This window comes from Marinicauda sp. Alg238-R41 (assembly GCF_947331485.1).
Taxonomy (GTDB): domain Bacteria; phylum Pseudomonadota; class Alphaproteobacteria; order Caulobacterales; family Maricaulaceae; genus Marinicauda; species Marinicauda pacifica.
Map to the genome: position 1 here is coordinate 1,425,382 of NZ_CAMZOJ010000001.1, position 20,266 is coordinate 1,445,647.

Consider the following 20,266-nt stretch of genomic DNA (forward strand, 5'->3'; position numbering starts at 1 on the left):
GATGCGATCTGCAATGTAACCAGAAAAGGAGCCCCGCGTGTCCCCATTGGTGAAAGCCGTAAACTTCTATGGTCGCTTTCTTATCCCGTTTTCGGTCATGGGCTACAAGCTGCACGGCCTTGGAAAGCCGGGCAATTACGACACGCTGGCCGGGCAGACCCTGCTGGTCACCGGTGCCACGGGCGGGATCGGGGCGGCGATCGTGCGCACCGCCGTCGCCCAGGGCGCCCGGGTCCTGGCGGTCGGCCGGTCGGACGAGAAGCTGGCCCGGCTGGAATCCGAAACCTCTGCCGGTCCGGGCAGCCTGGTGCCGCTGAAGGCCGATCTCAGCCTCGCCAGCGAAACGCACGCCTTGCTGGATACGCTCGAGCAGCGCGGCGACCGCATCGATACGCTGGTCAACAATGTCGGCATTCTCAGTCATTCCTGGCGCAAGACCGAAGAAGGCTTCGAGCAGATGTATGCCGTCAACGTTCTCTGCGCCTACATCCTGACCGAGGGCCTGTTCGATCGCGGCCTGTTCGCGCCCGAGGCAACCATCGTGAACATGGCGTCGGGCGGCATGTACAACGCGCCCCAGAACCTGGCCTACATGGAGCAGGGCGAGGAGGGCTTTAACGGCTTTGCCGCCTACGCGACGCACAAGCGCGCCCAGCTCGTCCTGTCCGACCTGTGGACGGCGCGCGCCGACGATGCGCGCGCCTACACCATGCATCCCGGCTGGGCCGATACCGAAGGCGTCGAGCGCAGCCTGCCGCGCTTTCACAAGATTCTCGGCGCGTTCCTGCGCTCGCCCGAGCAGGGCGGGGACACCGCCCTCTGGCTCTCCGCGCAACGGCCCGAGCCCCAGGAAGGCCGCCTCTGGTTCGATCACCGGCCGCGTCCGGCCCATGTCTACGACAGTACGCGCCAGCCTCTGGCGAGCGCGGAGGAGATCGTCTCCAAGCTGCGCGAAGACGCGGCCCGCGTCGCCCCCTCGAAATAGAAGGACCCGACTTCATGAGCAAACTCGACAGCTTTCTCGGCCTCATCGATGACTGGAAGCGGGGCGATCTCGACAGCGTCTCGGCCCGGCTTCACCCCGATGTGGTCTGGCATTTTTCCGCCACCACCAAGCCGCCCGCCCATGGCCGGGATGGCGCGATCGCCTTTCTCAAGGCCTATGGCGAGGTCTGCGTCACCAGCCGCCTGCGCCTGTTCAGCCATGCGGAGAACGAGAGCCAGCTCTTCTACGAGGCGACCGAGGACTTCGACACCCCGGCAGGACGCCACGTCCTGGTGCCCTATGCGGGCATTGTCGATTTCGATGCGGACGGTCTCATCACCGGCTGGCGCGACTATTTCGACCGCGCCCTGATCGACGACCAGGTGGCCGGAGAACGCACCCTGCCGGACTTCTGCGAAGACCTGGTCAAACGCCCGTCGGTGTGAGCGGACGCGTATCGCGACACCATGAAGGGCTTCAGCTCTGAACAGCTGGAGCGCAACACTTGAACCGTTATTTGGCGGAGTTTGACTTCGGCTACAACGAGGGAGAGGCTAGCGGCGCTGATGATCGCGTGCGCACAGATTTTGCACTGCCCGGTATTACTGGGAAGCGGCTCACCTACTGAGGGCCTCACGCAACGTAGGAAGGGCTGACTCTCTGCTTGGCACTGGGTTCCATCGGACCGTTCAGGAAATCTTGGATGCACCCAAGATTATTCAGGATTCGATGATCTGGCGGGACAAAGGACACGGTGACTACAGCATATGTGATCTGCGAGTGATTGCGCCGAGTAACCCAATATGGGGCCTAAGACTGTCCATGACCGCTCACGTGCGAATGTTGCCACGCAAGTGCGGATTCACCTTGATCTACGGGCAGCGGATTTTTTCGTTGGATGTAAATCCGAGCCGGATACACAACAACCGCACCGGCGAGTCGATTGAAACGAGCCATTGGACAACGTGGCCCTGTGATATCGCCGAGGCGGACAACGGCGATAAGATCCACGTCCAATGGTTCGGAGAGTTTCTTGGCCGTGCTAACATCATCTTTCAAGGTAAGTATGTGAGGCCCCCATATTTGCCAGAGCAGGCGGGACTATTCGGCGATGAGTGATCCACTAAGCGAGACCGCGCTTCGCGAAGCCATCTGCGCGCTGACGCGCGCTAAGAAGACCCAGCAAGGTTTTGAGGTCTCGTTGCCCCAAGTTTACCATACCGGCCAGGCAGTAGAGGTTGTTGTTGCCACCCACGGCGACGGCTTTTTGGTCCACGACAACAGCTACGCAGCTATGCTGCTTTCGTCGCACGGGTTGAAAATCGGCAAAAAGCTCGCAGAGGCGCTTGCGCCGCAAATCGCAGCGTATGGCTGCGAAATGGATGAGTTCCGAGTAAGGCGGGCATGTAGTTCTCCTAGCCAGCTAGGCTTTGCCATGTCTACGGTCGGCTGTGCATCGCGGCTCGTCGCAGACCAATTGTTGAAGGTCGATCAAGCGCCGGTCCGCGACTTTAAGTCCTCTGTGATCAGTCGTGTCACTGAAACAGTGGGCACTGAGCGGATCAGGACAAATGAAGAGGTAAACGGCCACCTTGGCAGCCGATATCGGGTGTCGATCACTGTGCTGGACGCCAGACAGGCAAGGCCATTAGCGTTCGTGGAGCCCGTCGCTGATCGGGACGCGATCCCTCGTCGGTTTAAGCAGTTCTATGACTTGGCCCGAACAGAGCAGTATCTGTCTGTTCAGCGTGTTGCTGTTTACGACGATGAGCAAGCCATGGCGCAGGGCGATGCACTCCTGATGCAAGAGGTCGGCAACTTTGTTCGCTACAAGGACGCTCCGGTCCGATTCAATGAGTGGGCGACAATCCAATGAGTGAGCGGGGCACAGTTAAGCCGACAAGTTCCGAAACCTCTCCCGCGAGCTGGATGCGGCGAGTCCAAAGATCACTTTGACGGGTGTGTTAGACGCGCGACGAAGCACGACCCGTCGCCTGAGAGGACCGCAGAGTTGAAGGAGGAAAAGCCCGGCCAGTGTGCCGGGCTTTTTCGTGGAGGGGGCTATGGAAATTGAGGCGATCTCATTTCAGCTTCCAACCCTTGGAGCCTTTGAAGGCGTCTCGAAGCGCTCCTTTGGCTTGATCGAGAGCGGCATTGCGGGCCTGCGCTTCAATCTCTCCGTAGGCTCCGAACCGTTGACCGCACTTCTTGCAGGACATGACGCTATCGGCGGTGATTTCATCGTCGGGCGTAGTGAGCACGGTTCCGCCGCAGTCTTTGCACTCAAAGGTGATGTTGATGCGATCTTCTGACATCGGCTCTCCAGTCGCAGGGGATGGAAACTCAGCGCAGTTTGCGTTGCGGCGATGCCCAAATGGCGTTTATTGCGTCGATGGGCGGGTGATCCCAGTCTGTGACAATGCCACTAGCGGCGTCGATAACCGCAAGCCGGTCGTTTCCGTCCATGATGGCGCTAACAATCTGGAACGCCTGGGCGGCGCTATACTCGGTATTCACATAGAACAATGAGAACTGAAACTGATGCCATGTGCCTAGTGAGCGAATGGCATCCCGCACGGCATCATAACTTTGGCCCGGCGACAGCAGGTCGTAAGCGATGAATAAATTGTACGCCATTTCCGATTCTCCCGTCGCGTTAGTGCGATCCTAGTGCAACCGGAAATGGGGAGCGAGTCGTGGTTTGCAAACTACATAATCGCCAAAAAATAACCCCCGGCCGATTGGCCGGGGGTTTTTCAGTCTCGGGTCTTGGTTGGTGTCTAGAAGCGGACTGAGCCCTGGATGCCGAAGGTTTGCGGGCGCAGCGGCACCGCATACCAGGTGTTGGCGCCGACGCTGCTGGCGAACGGCACGTTGGCCGCGAAGGTCAGGATTTCCTCGTCCAGCAGGTTGCGGCCGATCAGGGCGACGTCCCAGCGATCGGACTCGAAGCCGACCCGCAGATCGACCAGCGTGTAGGAATCCTGGATCGCGGCTTCGTCCAGATTGTCGTGGATGTTGTGCTCGCCGGTATAGCCGGCATTGAGCGTGCCCACGAAGTCGATCCGGTCGCTGACCGGGCGCATGTAGTCGAGACGCGCAAAGCCGGTCCATTCCGGCGTGAAGCGGCCCCGGCGTCCGGTGTAGTCGCACAGCTGGACCCCGTTCACGACATCGCCATCCGGCGTCTGACCGAAGGCGCAGTTGCCGCGGCGGAAGTCGGTGTATTCAAAGTCGAGATAGGAGAGGCCGGCGGCCAGCGACAAGCTGTCGGTCAGAGCAATCCGCCCGTCCATGTCGATCCCGCTGACTTCGGTTTCACCCGCATTGCCGACATTGAAGCCGATCGTGCCGTCAAACTGGCTGATCTGCAGGTTTTCGTACTTGGCGAGGTAAGCCGTGGCGTTGAACTGCGCGCGTCCATCCAGCAGGTCGGCACGAAGGCCGGCCTCGTAGGAGGTGACGGTCTCGTCGTCGAATTCGAAGAAGGCCGTCGAGTTGCCGCGAACATCGAAGCCGCCGCCCTTGAAGCCTTCCTTGTAGGAGGCGAACAGCATCACATTGTCGCTCGCATCGAACTCCAGCGTGATGGCGGGGGTGAAGCGGTCTTCTTCCCGGCTCTGGTTGAGGTCGTGACCGGCCGCGCCCGGATTGTTGAGCGCAACACCGAGCCCGCCCTGCACGATCGCAATCGCGACCGGGTTGGTGGTGAGCGGCGCGCCGAAGGCATCCGGCGCGGTGGTGGCCGTGATCTGGCGGCTCGCGTCCTTCTCTTCATAGGTCCAGCGCAGACCGGCGATCACGCGCAGACGCTCGGTGATGTCCAGGTTGAATTCGCCGAACACGGCGTAGGCCGTGGCTTCCTGCTCATAGGCCCGCTCCAGGCCGACATTGGCGATGGGAGCAAAGCCGAGATTGGCAATGCCCGGCCCGAAGCCGGTGACGTCACCAGTGGTCAGCGTATTGTCCTGGAAGTAGCCGCCCACGATCCAGGAGAGGCGCTGGTCTTCGCGCGAGGCAAAGCGCACTTCCTGGGAGAATTGCTCGTACTCCTCGGACACCAGGCCGGTCAGGATGTAGTAGTTGGTAAAGTCGAGATCGGCGAACTCGCTGCGGTCATAGGTGACGAAGCCGGTCACCGTCGTCAGCGTGCCAAGGTCGAAATCGGTATTCGTCGTCAGCGTCGTGTTGAAGACGGTGTTGTCCGAATACTCCAGCGAGTTGCCGTCGCGTACGAAATCGAACTGCGTGTTCGTCATGCCGCCGGTCAGGCCGACCGCGTTGAGGGCCTGGGCGTAGGTCGGGCCGACCGTGGCCTCGTCGCGCACGACCTCGATCTCGCGTCCGGTATTGTCGAACGTGTTGTGCTCGACTTTCAGCGTGGCGTCGAAATTGGCCGTCGGCTCGAAGGCCAGGACGCCGCGAATGGCGAACTGCTCGCGCTGGGGTTCGTCGCGGCCCAGATTGGAATTGGTGACGAAGCCGCCGCTATCGGCGTAACGGATCGCCACGCGTCCGCCCAGGGTCTCCGTGATCGGCCCGGAGACATAGGCGTCCGCCGTCAGCTCCTCATAGTCGAACAGATAGGTGGAGGAGACCCCCGCCTCGAACTCGTCGGTCGGCCCGGCGGTGACCAGGCTGAGCGCGCCACCGGTCGTGTTCTTGCCGAACAGCACCGATTGCGGGCCGCGCAGGACCTCCACGCGTTCGAGATCGAAGAAGGGCGCGCGGATCAGCCGGGCGCGGCCATAGCTGACCCCGTCGATGAACTGGGCGACCGATTGCTCGAATGCCGGATCGTTGCCGGTGCCGATGCCGCGGATGTACATTTGCGTCCCGATGCCGGTCTGGGTGACCTGGAAGTTCGGGATGCTCAGCTGAAGATCGTCGAGCGTGTTGATCTCGAAATCGTCGAGGGTCTGGCCTTCCACGACGGTAAGCGCAATTGGCACGTCGGTAATGGCCTGCTCGCGCTTCTGTGCTGTCACAGTAATAACATCGAGCTGCTGTGCGTACGATGTTGATGCGCCGATGACCGCACCTAGTGCGCCAAGTGCTACGCCCTTCATCCAACGATGGTTTTTCATGCTGTCCTCCCCGGATCGTGTGTTCTGCCGAAATGGCTGGGGGCTCTACCGGCCCTCTCATGGACAGGAATATGACATAGTTGGTTTGCTAACGAAAGTGACGAAAGCGCAATTTTAGGCACCAGAACGCCTTGTTCTCAGCGTTCAGTCCTGTCGGAAGCGTGAAATCAGGACGCTTGCAGAAGGCGAAAGCGGGCTAGGTCCGTCCGAAATCGATGGCCCGCTGCATGCCCTCGGCAATCTTGCGGGCCCGGAAAACAAATGCCGCAGCGGCCTGCGGGGGGCATACTTCACGGGCGGTATGAACAAACAGGGTAAGCCAGCGGTCGAAATGGCGCCCCTCTATGTCCAATGCGGCATGAAGCGGCACCGGCCGGCCGGAATATCGCCGGGTTCCCAGCATCACAGACGACCAGAAAGCGTACATGCGTTGCAGGTGGGGCTCCCAGTCGCTGATCCGCTCGGCAAACACCGGCCCGATGAGGGCATCCTGCTTCACCCGGTCGTAGAACGCATTGACCAGTGTACGGATCATGGCCTCGTCGATGCCCGGACCGGACGCATCCCGGATATCGGAGTTTGAAATATCAGACGACTGCATAAAAAAATTCTCAGGGGTTAAGGGGCGTTCAGGCGTCGGTTGAGGTGACGATTCCTACGTTAACATATTGAAGAAACAAGATCTGATCGGCGAATCGTCGCGTCCTGATTCGAATCGCTTTCTTAAAGCCCGGTAAATATTTGTTAACGGGTTCGGCCCCAAAAGCGCATTGCGTTCACTAAACGCAGTCAATCAAACGCGAGGGGGCTTGCGCATGTTTATCGATACCCGGTCCGAGTTCATCTTCAAGGATCCTGACGCACTCGATGCGCTCCTGCAGTATGACTGGCGCGTGCGCAAGGTTCTGACCGACCAGGAAGTGGTCGGGACCAGCGGCCGGGCTGGCGCCGTCCTCGGGGCGGACGGCTCGTCCTCCATCCTGCGCCACATGCAGCGGGTCAATTGCATCAAGGCTGTCCACGGCGTTCGCCGCCAGGGTGGGCGCATGAGGTTGTGGCGCATGGAAGAAGTGCTCAAGCTCCAGATCGCGCTCGACCTTCGCGAGGCCACCGGTCTCAAGCTGAGCGCCTGCGTCGATATTTTCGATGGTGCAGCGCAAGACGACATCACGGCGGTGATCGCGGGCTGGACGTGTCATATCGGCGAGACCCCAAGCGTGGCCAGCAAGCGGCCCGCGCGCTTCGACCCGGCCCTCATAAACGATCGCGAACGCCTGCTCTCACTGGTGAAGAAGAGTGTCCGAGAGTTCGTCGCCCGAAACGGGTTCGACGCCGTTCAGATGCCGGCCTTCCTGCTTTAATCTCCACCTCACGGAAAATTGCTGCCTTGCAATACGCGTGAAAACGCGCTCGCATGAACAAAACGCCTTTCATCTTGGAAGGCAGGCTTTTGATCATGACACGAGGTGAGGCATGAGTGATATCCGGTTCGACGGGCGAGTCGCCATTGTTACCGGTGCGGGAACGGGGCTTGGAAAGTCCCACGCGCTGGAATTGGCGCGGCGCGGCGCGAAGGTCGTCGTCAACGATCTGGGCGGTTCGGTGTCCGGTGAGGGCGGGTCGCTCTCGGCGGCGGAGAGCGTCGTCAGGGAAATCACAGACGCAGGCGGAGAGGCCATTGCCCACGGCGCGAACGTCACCAGGATGGCTGAAGTCCAGGACATGGTCGATCAGACCCTGAAAACCTGGGGCAAGGTCGACATTCTCGTCAACAATGCCGGCATTCTCAGAGACAAGAGCTTTTCCAAGATGCCGCTGGAAGATTTCCAGGCGGTAGTCGACGTGCATCTGATTGGTTCGGTCAACGCGACCAAGGCGGTGTGGGAGCCAATGCGCGAGGCCGGTTACGGCCGCATTGCCATGACCAGTTCGTCATCCGGCATCTATGGGAATTTCGGTCAGTCCAATTACGGCGCGGCGAAAATGGGTGTCGTCGGTTTCATGAACGTCCTCCATCTGGAGGGCCAGAAATACGGCATCAAGGTCAACACGCTCTCGCCCACCGCATTGACGCGCATGACCGAAGGTCTGATCCCCGAAGAGGCGGCCAAGCTGATGACGGTCGAGTCCGTTACGGCCGGGCTGGTCTATCTCGTTAGCGAGGATGGACCGGCGCGCACGATACTGTGCGCGGGTGCCGGCGGTTATGCCGCGACGAAAATCTATGAAACTCCAGGTGTTTATCTTGCCCCTGAGGACCAGACGCCGGAAAAGGTTGCCGAGAATTTCAACAAGATTGTCGACCCGGATGGTCAGCAGGAGTTCGAACAGGGCGGCCAGCAGACTTTCAAATTCGTTGAGTACGCCGCGCGGCATTTTGGCGTGAAGCTCGGCTAGACTCCCTCTCACTCAAACGCTTCAAGGAAAATTCCCCATGCGCGAAGCTGTTATCGTTTCCACTGCACGCACGCCGATCGGCAAGGCCTATCGCGGCGCTTTCAATAACACCCAGGCCCAGGAACTGGGCGGCCACGTCATCAAGCACGCTGTCGAGCGCGCCAAGCTGGATGGCAAGGACATCGACGATGTCGTGATGGGCGCTGCAATGCAGCAGGGCTCCACCTTCCAGAATCCGGCCCGTCAGTGTCTCATCCGTGCCGGTTTGCCAACCAGCGTTGCCGGCATGAGCATGGACCGGCAATGCGCCTCTGGTATGATGGCAATCGCCACAGCGGCCAAGCAGATCATCTCCGATGGCATGCAGGTCACGGTCGGTGGCGGACTGGAATCCATCTCCCTTGTACAGAACGAACACATGAACCTGCATCGCGCCTTCGATCCCTGGATCAACGAGCACGTGCCGGCCCTGTATATGTCGATGCTGGAAACTGCCGAGATTGTTGCCGACCGCTACAAGATCTCTCGCGAAGCCCAGGACGAGTATTCGCTACAGTCCCAGCAGCGGACTGCCGCGGCGCAGAAAGCGGGCAAGTTCGACGACGAGATCGTCCCGCTTCCCTCCAAGCAGGTGAAGAAAAACAAGGAAACCGGCGAGACCGAGATCGTCGATGTGGTCCTTGAAAAAGACGAGGGCAACCGGCCGGAAACCACGCTCGAGGGGCTTCAGAGCTTGAACCCGGTTCATGCGAACGGTCAGAAGGTGTCCGAAGGCCAGTTTATCACCGCCGGCAACGCCTCCCAGCTCTCCGATGGGGCCTCGGCTGCGGTCCTTATGGAGGCCAAGGAAGCGGAAAAGCGCGGGCTGGAGCCGCTGGGTGCGTATCGCGGTATGGCGGTGGCCGGCCTCGATCCCGACGAGATGGGCATCGGCCCGGTCTACGCCATTCCCAAGCTGCTTAAGGCCAATGGTCTGAAGATGGACGATATCGGGCTGTGGGAACTGAATGAAGCTTTCGCTGTGCAGGTCCTGTACTGCCGCGACAAGCTGGGTATCCCGAACGAGCTTCTGAACGTGAATGGCGGCGCGATCTCCATCGGCCACCCGTACGGCATGTCGGGTGCGCGCATGGTTGGCCACGCCCTCATTGAAGGCAAACGCCGCGGTGCCAAATATGTCGTCAGCACGATGTGCGTGGGCGGCGGCATGGGCGCGGCCGGTCTGTTCGAAGTCTACTAGGCTTCAGCCGTCGACCCGACAAAACAAACCCCGGGACGGTCAACCGTCCCGGGGTTTCTTGTTGGAACCGCTAGTCGGCGCTTTCTAGTCTTCGTCAGCCTGATCCCAGCCATAGGCGTAGGTGATGATGTGGAAGAGCGTGTTCTGTTCCATCACACCGCGCACAAGGTGCGCCTGGGGACCGGTCGCGTAGGCAATCACGTCTTCACCAGAATGAGTTTCTGACCCCATCGGCACGGCGCTCTCCTGACGGTAGTCAGGGTCCATCACTTCCGCGTCGGTCAGACTGCCCTCAGCCGGGCGCTGGTGTGGGCCGGTATAGTAGCCCAGCGTGGTGTAGGGTCGGCCATCCTGAGCGGTTGCAGGCGGCGTAGGGTCATCGCTGAGATCTGGCGCGTCAGGGTGCACCAGGCCGAGGATCGGATTGCCGCGGCGCGGATAGCCTGCGATCGAGAAGACGTGTCCGTGATCGGCCGTAACAATGATCAGCGTTTCGGACAGGTCGACCAGTTCGCTGGCGCGTTCGATCGCCTGAGCGAATTCCTGAGCGTCAGCAAGTGCGCGCGCGGCATTGCTGCCGTGGTGAGCGTGATCAACGCGGCCAGCCTCCACCAGAAGATAGAAGCCGTCTTCGTCGCCCTGCAGCCGGTTTACGGCCAGTTCTGTCAATTCGGCGAGCGAGGCTTCGTCCTCGCCGCGATCGAGCTCGTAGGGGAGGTGGGAACTCGCCAGTAGACCCAAAAGCGGACGATCCGCCGGGCTGGCCAAGAGGTCGGCCCGGTTGTCGGCATAGGCGCCGCCGCGTTCGACCCATTCGGCAGTCAGGTCTCTACCGTCGGCGCGCTGGCCTCCTGCGCTGGAAGGCAGAAAGGCCGCACGCCCCCCGCCGATGGCGAGTTCAAGTCCGTTCCCATGGTCAAACTCGACAAGCTGACGGGCGATGTCGCGGCATCCCGCCTCGACTGCCTCGGCGGGGAGAACCGCATCGACTTCCCAGTTGCGACTGGGCACGTGGGCAAAGGCCGTCGCTGGCGTGGCGTGGGTGAGGCGGGCGCTCGACACGATACCGGTAGAGAGGCCGCGCGCTTCTGCGAGTTCGAGAAGCGTGGCGGGAAGGTCCGCATCGCTTCGGCAGCTCTCCAGCGTTTGACGGGCGTAGACAGAAATAGCGCCGTTATGAGTTTTCACGCCGGTATGGATTGCGGACGCAGTGGCCGCGCTGTCGGGAACCTGCCCGTTTTCCGAATAGGTCTTGATCGTCGCCGTGTGGCCCCAGCGCTCGAACGGAAGATAGTTTTCCTCACCGCTCATGCCGCGCGACTGTCCGTCATAGATCCGTGCCGCGGTCACTGTGCCGAGGCTCATACCATCGGCGATGAACACAATGACGTTGCGCGCCCGGCCGTTCGCGAGCGGCTGATTGATCCGCTCAGCCAGCTCTTGCTGGCCAAGATTGCGCCATTGTGCCCCTGTCCCTGAATACGTGACGGCCTCGTAGGCAGCCACCGCATCGGGTCCGGCCGGTCCGTATGCCGCTGGCGGGGTTTGCGCCGTATTGCTTGCGCAGGCGCCAAGACTGAAAACGCTTGCGGCGAGTAGGAGAGAACGGATCGTCATGATAGGCCCCCGGTTCTGGTCATTGCACGAGTACCGGCCATAAGCCAAAAATATGACATTTGCACAATGTCGCTCCTGCGCTCCGTACATCTTTGCTCACGCCGCGCGGATCATTTGCCGAGTAGAGATCGTTAGGCGAACATGAAAAAATCATTGGCGTTGCTGATTAATCCGGGAGCCGGGTCCGTTCCGGCCCGGATCGAGGATTCCTTTATCGATTCACTTACGCAGGCGGCGAGCTGGGCCGACGTCGAAATCCAGCTTCTCGACACCGATTTTGAGCAAACCATCCGCGACGTATGCGAGCAGAAGCGCGACATTATCGCGGTCGCTGGCGGGGACGGGACCGCGCGCTCCGTTTGCGAAATCGTGGCAGAACGCGAAATCGATTGTCAGATCATGCCCTTACCTCTGGGCACTGCGAACATTCTACCAAAGCGCCTGTACGGCGATCGGGACTGGAGGACGGTGCTGGAAGAAGCGCCAAGCTATCATGAGGTGAAGCTGCATGCCGGCGGGCTCGACGGTAAGCTCTTCTTCGTCGCTGCCTCGGTCGGCTTTCTCACCCGCTTTGCCGAAGCCCGTGAGGCGGTGCGCGACGACGGACTCTTCGGGGGGCTTGGCGGCATCTGGCGCCATGCAAGCGAAGGGGTCGAGGCCATGCTTTCCACTCGGCTGAGCCTCTACGCCGACGGCGCCGAACGCCGGTTTGCGAAGGTGCGGGCGGTGATGCTGGCCCCGGGCGGGATTGATGTCGTGCTGGAGACTGGCGCGGCGGAAGCGGGGCGTCCCAAGCTGGAAATCGTCACCGCCGATCCCCGGCATATGAGCGAGGTCGCCAGCCTCGGGATGAGCACACTCATGCAACAATGGCGTGACCATCCTCGAATCCGGTCAGGGTGGGTGGAAAGCCTGAAAGTCGACGGACGTGACACGTTGGACGTTATGCTCGACGGTGAGCCGATGCATTTGAAAGCGCCGATCGAGTTCAAGATCAAATCAGAAGCTGTGCGGTTCCTGGCCGCGAACGGATGATGACTAAAATCCTGCATATCGCCGACCTGCATTTCGGCCGCGAGGACGAACGCCTCGTGGAGGCGCTCGCGGAAATGGAAAAGACGCTGGCACCGGATGTCGTGGTGGCGTCCGGTGACCTGACTACGTTCGGGAAACGCAGCGAATTCGCGGCCGCACGCAAGTTATTCGAACGGTTCACGGCCCCGGTCGTGGCTTCGCCGGGCAATCATGATGTGCCTTATGCCAACATCTTCTCGCGGCTGCTCTCGCCCTGGCGCCGTTTTCGCCGCCGGATGGGCGACACGATCGAGCCGCGCTTTGCCGACGATAAAGTGGCCATCGAGAGTTTCGAGACGAGCCGGGGTGCGCAGTGGCGGCTGGACTGGTCATTGGGTCGGGCAAGGCCCGACCAGGCCCGTGAAATCGCCGGCAGGCTGCAGCACAATGCCCCGAATGGCCAGTTGAGGGTCGTAACGTGTCACCACCCCTTGGTCGCACCGGAGGGCATGACCGGGCGGGCCAAGACAAAGTTCGGGGGCGCGGCGGCTGACGTCTTCATTCGCGGAGGCGCCCACCTGGTTCTGACCGGTCACATGCACCAGGTGTTCGCGCTGGCCGAGAGCCATGAGGATCATGTGTGCTGGTTTGTCAGCGCGTCGACCGCGTTCTCGATACGCACACGCGACGAACCCGCCGGGTTCAATCTGCTGACGGTTGAGGACGATCACTTCGTGATGGATGTCTACGTCGCCACCACCGAGGGCGATTTCATGCACTCCGAGACGCGGCATCTCAACCGCAAGGAGTCCGAGATATTCCCGGAGCACCCTGGAAAGCCGGGGATCTAGTCGACCGCGCTTTCGAGCGCCTCGCCGGCGTTCTGGATGTCCCGCCCTGCGCCCTGGATGGTCTGGCAGGCGGTTAGCGTCACCGCAATAAGAAAGATGGACGCGATTGTGGCCCAGGCTTTCATGATCTTGTTTCCCTCTAACGAATAAGCGCTTCCGGACTTTAAGGTCGGCGCGGAGAGACCGCCACAAAGAAAAAGCCCGCCGCGCAGTCGCGGCGGGCTTTTCGCTGTGATCAGCTCGAGCTGGAAACTACCAGATCGAGACACGCTCTTCAGGCGGGAGGTAGAGCTCGTCGCCTTCTTCCACATCGAACGCCGCGTACCAGGCATCGATATTCCGCACGATGCCGTTGGTCCGGTATTCCGAGGGCGAGTGGGGGTCGGTCACCAGACGCTGACGCAGATTGTCGGCGCGGTAGAGACGGCGCCACACCTGGGCCCAGGCGAGGAAGAAGCGCTGGTCGCCGGTAAAGCCGTTGATGACAGGCGCCTCACCATTTTCGTAGTTGGCTTCGGCAAAGTCGCGCCATGCCGAGTAGGCCATCTCCATCCCGCCGAGATCGCCGATATTCTCACCCATCGTGAGGTTCGGGTTCACGCATTGGTCCTCGATCGGGCAATACTGGGCGTATTGCGCACCGAAAGCATCGGCACGTTCCTCGAACCGGGCGTTGGTTTCCTCGGTCCACCAGTCGCGGATGCGCCCCTGGTGATCGAAGCGGCGGCCCTGGTCGTCAAAGCCGTGACCGATCTCGTGACCGATGACGGCGCCGATACCGCCATAGTTGATCGCTGGGTCGGCAGCGGGATCGAAGAAGGGTGGCTGCAGGATTCCGGCCGGGAAGGTGATCTGGTTCAGCAGCGGATTGTAGCTGGCGTTCACGATCTGCGGCGGCCAGCCCCACTCACGACGGTCCACCGGTCCCGCGAGGTCCTCGACCTGATCCTGCCACTGGAACTCGGCCAAGCGCATCCGATTGCCGAAATAGTCGCTCGCATCGACTTCAAGGCCGGAGAAGTCATCCCAGATTTCAGGATAGCCAATACGCGGCTCAAAGGTCGACAGCTTGAGCAGAGCTTGCTCGCGAGTTTCCTCGTCCATCCAGGCGAGGTCTTCCAGCCGGACCCGGAAAGCGCTAGTGAGATTGCCGACGAGGCCTTCCATCTGTTCTTTTGAACTCGGCGGGAAGTGCCGGTCGACATAAATTTGACCGATCGCATGGCCGAGCTGGTTGCCGATCAGCTCCACGCCGCGTTCGTCCCGGGGGCGGGGCTCTTCGATACCGTTCAGCGTGGTGGAAAAGAACGCGAAGTTCGCGGCATCGAAATCCTCGCCCAGCCATGCGGCCCGGTCAGAGATGAAGTGGAAAGTCATCCAGTCCTTGATCAGCGCGATGTCGGTGTTCGCGACGATCTCAGCCGACTCGCTGATAGCGGATGGCGTCGTGACCATATAGCTGTCCACACCGCCCAGGCCGAGCTGGTCGAGGCCGTCAACCAGATCCAGGTTAGGCGCCAGGGCCGCGACCTCGTCCGGCGTCATCACATTGTAGATGGCCTGAATGTCGCGTTGGCGTTCCTGGCTCCAGTGGACTTCGGCGAGAGCGGTCTCGAATTCCAGGATGGCGGCGGCCTTTTCGTCACCGCCTTCAATGCCGGCGAGTTCGAAGATTCGCGCGATATAGTCGACATACGCCTGACGGAATTCGGCGAAGCGTTCCTCTTCGTTTAAATAGTAGTCGCGGTCCGGCATGCCGAGACCGGCTTGAGACATCGCAACCGTGTAACGGCTGGTGTCGGCGGGATCGGGCAGCACGCCAGCAGCCCACGGGGCCGCATAGTGCACGGTCGCGAACATTGCGGCCGCGTCTTCGTGGGTCTCGATTTGCGCGATGCGGTCCAGATACGGGCGCGCCGGCTCCAGTCCGCGCGCATTGATGGCATCGGCGTCCATCCAGCTCTCGAACAGGTCGCCGACCATCTGGGAATTCGTACCGTCTTCCGCGTCTTCGGCAGCCGCTTCCCGCACGATCACCTGGACATCTTCATCGGCTTCAATCGAGAGCACTGTGAACATGCCGTAGTTCGACCGGTCGGAGGGGATCTCCGTGGCGTCTAACCAGGTGCCGTTGGCGTACTCGTAAAAGTCGTCTCCGGGATCGATTTCGGTATTCATGCCTTCGACATCGAAACCGAACGTGCCATAGCGCGGCTCACCCTCTTGGGCCAGCGCGGCGCCGGTGGCGAGCGTAAGCATCGTCGTTGAAAGAAGCAGGGTTCTCATTGCGGGTCTTCTCCCCAGGTTAAGCGCTTCGTCTGTACGAAGTCGCAGACGTGTCCAAATTTGGTGTGCCGTAAGGGCTTTCCCGATAATCCGGACGTGGTAACCGATATTCTAGCCCAGAGCACTGCGCGTGCATCATTTGGCATGCGCAAGGCGACGTGTCTGTGCACAGGTCGATAGAGAAGGGCGGGTGCGAAGAGGATCACCCCGCGCACCCGCCCTTTGCGTCTTATTCTGCTGGCTGGCCCGCGGCGTGGCCGACGTCGACTTCCTCCTCGTGCGTGGAGACATGGCCGCTATAGCTCGACCCGATGCCGGGCTGCTTGTGACCTGTCCACAATCCGACCAGGGCCCGCCGGATGTCTACGCCGACGGCATAGAGAGCGGGTACCAACAGTAGCGTCAAGAAAAGTGCGAAGATCACCGCAAATCCAAGCGCAATGACCATCGGTTTGAGGAACTGGGCGGCGGTCGACCGTTCTGCGATCATGGGCAGGATGCCGATGAACGTAGTGACCGTGGTCAGGAGGATGGGACGAAAACGCTGAACCGCGCCGTCCACCAGAGCCTGGAACGCGCCCACTCCGCGATCGCGTAGCCGGTTCACGAAGTCCACGAGAACCAGGTTGTCGTTGATCACGATCCCCGCTGCGGCGCCGATGCCGAAGCTGGAGAATAGCGCGAACGGGACGCCGAGGATCAGGTGGCCGAACACGGCACCGGCGAAGGCGAACGGAATGGCGGTCATGATCAGGAGAGGCTGCCAGTAGGAGCCGAAAGCGACCGCCAACAGAACGTACATCAGCGCGATCATGATGAATTGCAGGGTCATTATCTGTTGCAGGAATTCCTGCTCGCCCTGGGCGTCGCCGATGGCCCCGACCGACACCCCTGGATGGCGCTCGCGCCACTCGGGGAAGAAGTTCTCGTTCAGGTCCTCGCGAATGTCGCGCGCGGCATCGGGATCGGTCAGCTCTGCGCTAACCGTTACCGTCCGCTGACGGTCGCGGCGACGAATCCGGCTGATGCCGGGAGCGAACTCGGCTTCGGCGACCGCCATGAGTGGCACTTCGCGCCCGTCGGCGGTGCGTATCCGCAGGTTGTTGATCGCATCCAGGCTGTGACGCAGCTCGCGCGGATAGCGGACCATGACCCGAACATCTTCACCTTCGCGCGGGAGACGTTGAGCTTCCTGACCGTAGAAGGCCTGGCGGACCTGGCTTGTCACGTCGGCGAGGGTCAGGCCCAGGGTTTGCGCGTCCGGCTTCAATGACAGACGCAGTTCGTCGGCCGAGGTCTGCAGATTGTCTACGATGTCATAGGCCGTATCGTAGGTGCGAAGATGGGCTTTCAGATCTGCTGCAGCCGTGCGCAGGACATCCAGATCTGGATGGTTGATCGCCAGTTCGATCGCCGGCCCCTGCTCGTTCAGCGTGGCCTCGAAGCGGATTTCTTCCGCGTCGGGAACAGGGCCGAGCGCCTCGCGCAGGCGTTGAGCCACCTCGGTGGTGGGCAGGTTGCCCGGCCGGTCCTCCGGCGGTGCGATATTGATCCAGGCACGCACTTCACCATCGGTGGCCAGCGTGGAGCGGCTCATGATCATGTCGCGCTCGTCTGGAAACTGTTGGCGATAATAGGCTTGGACTTCTTCTTCCGCCTCGTCCAGGCGAGCCCGGATGTCGTCGGTTCGCGACCAGGGAGTGCCCTCGGACAGCGTGATGTTCACACGGATGAGATCACTTTCGATCTCGGGCATGAAACGCGCCGGAACCCGCCCTGTCGCCATCAACACGATGGACAGTGCGAATACGCCCACGAAGACCGTAATGGTGGCATAGCGCTGGCGGATTGCCAGGGTCAGTACGCGAGCATAAATGTTGCGCGCAAACCAGGTCAGGCTGTCGGCAATCGCGGCCTGAACCTTCAAGAGCGGGGCCAAGGCGCCGGTCTGCTTCTGCGGACCGATATGAGCCAGGTGGGCCGGCAGGATCAGAAGAGACTCGATCAAAGAGAAGGCCAGTGCAGCGATGATCACCAGCGAGATCTGGCGGGTGAACTGGACTTCGGGCCCGGACAGCAGCATCCAGGGCGCGAATGCCATCATCGTCGTGATCACAGCAAATACGACCGGCTTTGCAACCATCTGCACGCCAAGGATCGCGGCCGTCAGGCCGCTCTCACCGCGTTCGACTCGGTTGTGAATATTCTCGCCCACGATGATCGCGTCATCTACGACCACGCCGATCACGATCAGGAAGGCAAAGAGCGAGAGGAAGTTCAGGGTGATGCCGAGCATCGGCAGCACCATGAGTGCGCCGGCAAAGGCAACTGCGATGCCCACCGTCACCCAGAAGGCCACAATCGGCCGCAGGAATAGGATCAGAATAACCAGCACCAGCCCAAGGCCCAGCAGGGCGGAGTTGCCGATTACCAGGAGCTGGGAGTTGAACTGGTCTGCGCCGTCCCACCATTCAGAGAGCTGCACGGTGTCCGGCAGCTCCTGGTTCTTGCGTTCCATATAGGCTTCAAGGCCCTCGGAGACGGTGATGACATCAGCGTTGCCGGTCGAACGAACGGCGATAATCACCATTTGCTGACCGTTGAATGTTGCATTCAGGTTGGCATCCGCGAGCCCGTCGGAGACCTGAGCCACGTCACCGACGCGGATGATGCTGCCATCGGCGGTCTGGCGCACAACGATGTCTTCGAACTCTTCAGCTGTGTCCGCGAGCTGGCGGGCTGTGATGCGGACGTCACCCAGATCGGTGCGCACCGATCCAGCCGAGACGTTCATAGACGAGTTGGAAATGGCCTGCGCCACGTCGGAAAAGGTCAGGCCGTACCGGCGCAAGTTCTCTTCGGAGACCTCGATCGCGACCTCTTCGGGCAAGGTGCCCATGATATCGACCAGGGAAGCATCGGGCACCTGAATCGAGACCTCGTCCCGGATTTCGCGCGCGATGCGCTGCAATTCGCGGCGATCAATATCGCCGTGGACGGCAAAGCCGGCGATCTGGTCCTGATTGCGCCATTGCTGGACGATCGGTCGGTAGGCATCGCGCGGCAGGTTGTTGACGGTGTTTACGCGGCGCTCGATCTCGTCAACGAACCACGCGTCGTCAATGCTCGACTCGCCCTCTACCCAGATGCGCGCCGATCCCTCACTGGCGGTTGCGGTAAGCTCCTCGATCCCTTCGAGGTCGGCCAGGGCCTCCTCGATCCGCACAATGATCTGTTCCTCGACGTCTTGGGGCGAAGCGCCAGGCCAGGACATCGAAATAGTCGCGCCCGGGAACTCGGCGCCGGGATTATTTTCGCGTTGCATCGAAAAGAAGCCGATGATGCCGCCCACAAGAGCAATCACCATCAACAGATTGGCGGCCACCGAATTCCGGGCCCACCAGGCGAGCAACCCCTTTTGGGTGCTCGGATCTTGGGAATGTTCAACCATTTTTCTACTCCTTCGCCGGGTGCCGGGGCAAAGCGGGCATCAGCCCGCGCTCGCGACACTGGCGGAATCTTCACCTTCGGGCTGGTCGGCGGACGAAGCGTCCGAGTCGGCCAAGCCATCGAGTGGCTCGCCATCCGGCCCAAGCGGAGTAACGGGCATCCCGTCGGCGGCCGCACGCACCGGCGAGGTGATGACACGCTCTCCTTCTTCTACACCGTTGGCGACCACGACTTCCTCGGCGTTGGAATCGATCACCGACACCGTGCGAACGGAAAGCGTTCCGTCCTCCTCGGCGACGTAGACGGTGTCGTTCCCACGCAATGCGCTACGCGGCAGGATGTAGGCTTGGCTGATTTCCCGGCCCTCAATGAACGCGTCCACGAACAGACCGATGGCGAGCGGTGCGCCCGCTTCCTCGGCGCCGGAACCATACGGGTCTTCAACGGACACGATGGCATACAAGGTGCGAGTCTGCGGATTGATGGCGCTATCGGTACGCACCACATGGCCCGTCCATTCGCGGGGCTCGCCGGCCAGCATGGCGCGCAGAAGGACTGTCGGGCCTTCGCTATCGCCGGCCTGGAAGGCAAGCGGAATGCCCAGCTTGCCCAGCTGGGCATCCGTCAGCGGCAGACGAATCTGGACCTCATCGGTGGAGAAGACCTCACCGAGCTCGCTACCCGCGCCGACGAACTGGCCCAGATCCGCATTCTTGCTGCGGACCCGGCCGTCGAATGGCGCGGAAATGCGTGTCCGGCGCAGGTTCAACCTCGCCTCGGCGAGACTCGCCTCAGCGGCGGCGAGTTGGGCGCGTGCATCCTCCATCTGGGGCTGGCGCAAGGTAAGCGCGGAGGCCTCGCCTTCGCCGAGACTCTCCCACTCTTCTCGCGCCAGGTCGCCTTCGGCTTCTTCCAGCAACAATTGCTGGCGGCGTTGTGAAACGAGCGCTTCGGCGCGCGTCACTGCGAGCCGATAATCATCGTCCTCGACACGGACCAGCGTCTGACCGGCTTCGAAAAAGCCGCCCTGCACGAAATTGGGATCCACATAGTCGATCCGTCCCGAGACCTGGGCTGTGAGAGATATCTCGGTAAGCGGACGCACTTCGCCTTGCGTGTTCACGGTCAGCTGGACCGGGCGCGCTTCGGCCTCGGTGACGAACACCGCCACCGGACGCGCTTCGACTTCGCCGCGCTCTGGTTCCGGCGCGGTGCTGAACAGCACCGCGAAAAGGAGGATGAAGGCCCCGAGAATGAGAACAGGACCCCCGAAAAGGACTAATCGACCGCTAAACTTGCTCATGACCAACCTCGTATTATTCTTCTTTGTTTGTTCTGT

The 20,266-nt window shown here is 61.2% G+C and carries 17 protein-coding genes; 8 read left to right on the forward strand and 9 right to left on the reverse strand.

Annotated features, from left to right (window positions below; all coding sequences use genetic code 11):
• Positions 1-37: 37 nt before the first annotated feature.
• The 3 genes from PGP17_RS06790 (at position 38) to PGP17_RS06805 (ending at position 2,861) form a co-directional block, all read left to right on the forward strand.
• The gene (locus tag PGP17_RS06790) at positions 38-985 is read left to right on the forward strand and encodes an SDR family NAD(P)-dependent oxidoreductase (RefSeq protein ID WP_270374729.1); all 948 of its coding nucleotides are present in this window, start codon (positions 38-40) and stop codon (positions 983-985) included.
• A gap of 14 nt (positions 986-999) precedes the next feature.
• Positions 1,000-1,431 carry a nuclear transport factor 2 family protein gene (locus tag PGP17_RS06795; protein ID WP_135943206.1) on the forward strand — a complete coding sequence of 144 codons (432 nt, stop codon included), beginning with the start codon at positions 1,000-1,002 and terminating at the stop codon, positions 1,429-1,431.
• Positions 1,432-2,096: 665 nt separating this feature from the next.
• A complete protein-coding gene (locus tag PGP17_RS06805) occupies positions 2,097-2,861 on the forward strand; it encodes a hypothetical protein (RefSeq protein ID WP_270374730.1) in 765 nt (254 codons plus the stop codon).
• Between the two features lie 205 nt (positions 2,862-3,066).
• Here PGP17_RS06805 and PGP17_RS14955 read toward each other — a convergent pair whose 3' ends face one another.
• The 4 genes from PGP17_RS14955 to PGP17_RS06825 form a co-directional block, all read right to left on the reverse strand.
• Positions 3,067-3,300: an ECs_2282 family putative zinc-binding protein gene (locus tag PGP17_RS14955; protein ID WP_440309319.1), complete on the reverse strand. Its 234-nt coding sequence runs from the start codon at positions 3,298-3,300 to the stop codon at positions 3,067-3,069.
• A 28-nt stretch (positions 3,301-3,328) separates the two neighbouring features.
• The gene (locus PGP17_RS06815; RefSeq protein WP_270374732.1) at positions 3,329-3,622 is read right to left on the reverse strand and encodes a hypothetical protein; all 294 of its coding nucleotides are present in this window, start codon (positions 3,620-3,622) and stop codon (positions 3,329-3,331) included.
• 143 nt (positions 3,623-3,765) lie between these two features.
• Entirely contained in the window at positions 3,766-6,072 is a 2,307-nt protein-coding gene (locus PGP17_RS06820; protein ID WP_270374733.1) for a TonB-dependent receptor, read from the reverse strand.
• 196 nt (positions 6,073-6,268) lie between these two features.
• A complete protein-coding gene (locus PGP17_RS06825) occupies positions 6,269-6,673 on the reverse strand; it encodes a group III truncated hemoglobin (protein WP_135943211.1) in 405 nt (134 codons plus the stop codon).
• A gap of 214 nt (positions 6,674-6,887) precedes the next feature.
• On the opposite strand from PGP17_RS06825, the gene PGP17_RS06830 reads away from it, so the two are divergent.
• The 3 genes from PGP17_RS06830 (at position 6,888) to PGP17_RS06840 (ending at position 9,709) form a co-directional block, all read left to right on the forward strand.
• Positions 6,888-7,433, forward strand: coding sequence for a hypothetical protein (locus tag PGP17_RS06830; RefSeq protein WP_270374734.1), 546 nt, complete (start codon positions 6,888-6,890; stop codon positions 7,431-7,433).
• A gap of 112 nt (positions 7,434-7,545) precedes the next feature.
• Positions 7,546-8,469, forward strand: a complete 924-nt coding sequence (locus PGP17_RS06835) for an SDR family NAD(P)-dependent oxidoreductase (RefSeq protein ID WP_270374735.1) — start codon at positions 7,546-7,548, stop codon at positions 8,467-8,469.
• A 37-nt stretch (positions 8,470-8,506) separates the two neighbouring features.
• Complete coding sequence (locus PGP17_RS06840) at positions 8,507-9,709, forward strand: acetyl-CoA C-acyltransferase (RefSeq protein ID WP_135943214.1); 1,203 nt, start codon at positions 8,507-8,509, stop codon at positions 9,707-9,709.
• Positions 9,710-9,793: 84 nt separating this feature from the next.
• Here the strand turns inward: PGP17_RS06840 and PGP17_RS06845 are convergent, their stop codons facing one another.
• The gene (locus tag PGP17_RS06845) at positions 9,794-11,326 is read right to left on the reverse strand and encodes an alkaline phosphatase (protein ID WP_270374736.1); all 1,533 of its coding nucleotides are present in this window, start codon (positions 11,324-11,326) and stop codon (positions 9,794-9,796) included.
• A gap of 141 nt (positions 11,327-11,467) precedes the next feature.
• Between PGP17_RS06845 and PGP17_RS06850 the strand changes: the two genes are divergently transcribed.
• Together PGP17_RS06850 and PGP17_RS06855 are read left to right on the forward strand one after the other, a co-directional pair.
• The gene (locus PGP17_RS06850; RefSeq protein WP_135943216.1) at positions 11,468-12,361 is read left to right on the forward strand and encodes a diacylglycerol/lipid kinase family protein; all 894 of its coding nucleotides are present in this window, start codon (positions 11,468-11,470) and stop codon (positions 12,359-12,361) included.
• Positions 12,358-13,191, forward strand: coding sequence for a metallophosphoesterase family protein (locus PGP17_RS06855; RefSeq protein WP_270374737.1), 834 nt, complete (start codon positions 12,358-12,360; stop codon positions 13,189-13,191). The genes PGP17_RS06850 and PGP17_RS06855 overlap by 4 nt, the downstream gene beginning before the upstream one ends.
• Here the strand turns inward: PGP17_RS06855 and PGP17_RS06860 are convergent.
• The 4 genes from PGP17_RS06860 to PGP17_RS06875 form a co-directional block, all read right to left on the reverse strand.
• The gene (locus PGP17_RS06860) at positions 13,188-13,316 is read right to left on the reverse strand and encodes an entericidin A/B family lipoprotein (RefSeq protein ID WP_135943218.1); all 129 of its coding nucleotides are present in this window, start codon (positions 13,314-13,316) and stop codon (positions 13,188-13,190) included. The genes PGP17_RS06855 and PGP17_RS06860 overlap by 4 nt on opposite strands.
• Before the next feature lie 127 nt (positions 13,317-13,443).
• The gene (locus PGP17_RS06865) at positions 13,444-15,477 is read right to left on the reverse strand and encodes a M13 family metallopeptidase (RefSeq protein ID WP_270374738.1); all 2,034 of its coding nucleotides are present in this window, start codon (positions 15,475-15,477) and stop codon (positions 13,444-13,446) included.
• A gap of 229 nt (positions 15,478-15,706) precedes the next feature.
• Positions 15,707-18,928, reverse strand: coding sequence for an efflux RND transporter permease subunit (locus tag PGP17_RS06870; protein ID WP_270374739.1), 3,222 nt, complete (start codon positions 18,926-18,928; stop codon positions 15,707-15,709).
• A 39-nt stretch (positions 18,929-18,967) separates the two neighbouring features.
• The gene (locus PGP17_RS06875) at positions 18,968-20,230 is read right to left on the reverse strand and encodes an efflux RND transporter periplasmic adaptor subunit (RefSeq protein WP_135943221.1); all 1,263 of its coding nucleotides are present in this window, start codon (positions 20,228-20,230) and stop codon (positions 18,968-18,970) included.
• Positions 20,231-20,266: the final 36 nt, after the last annotated feature.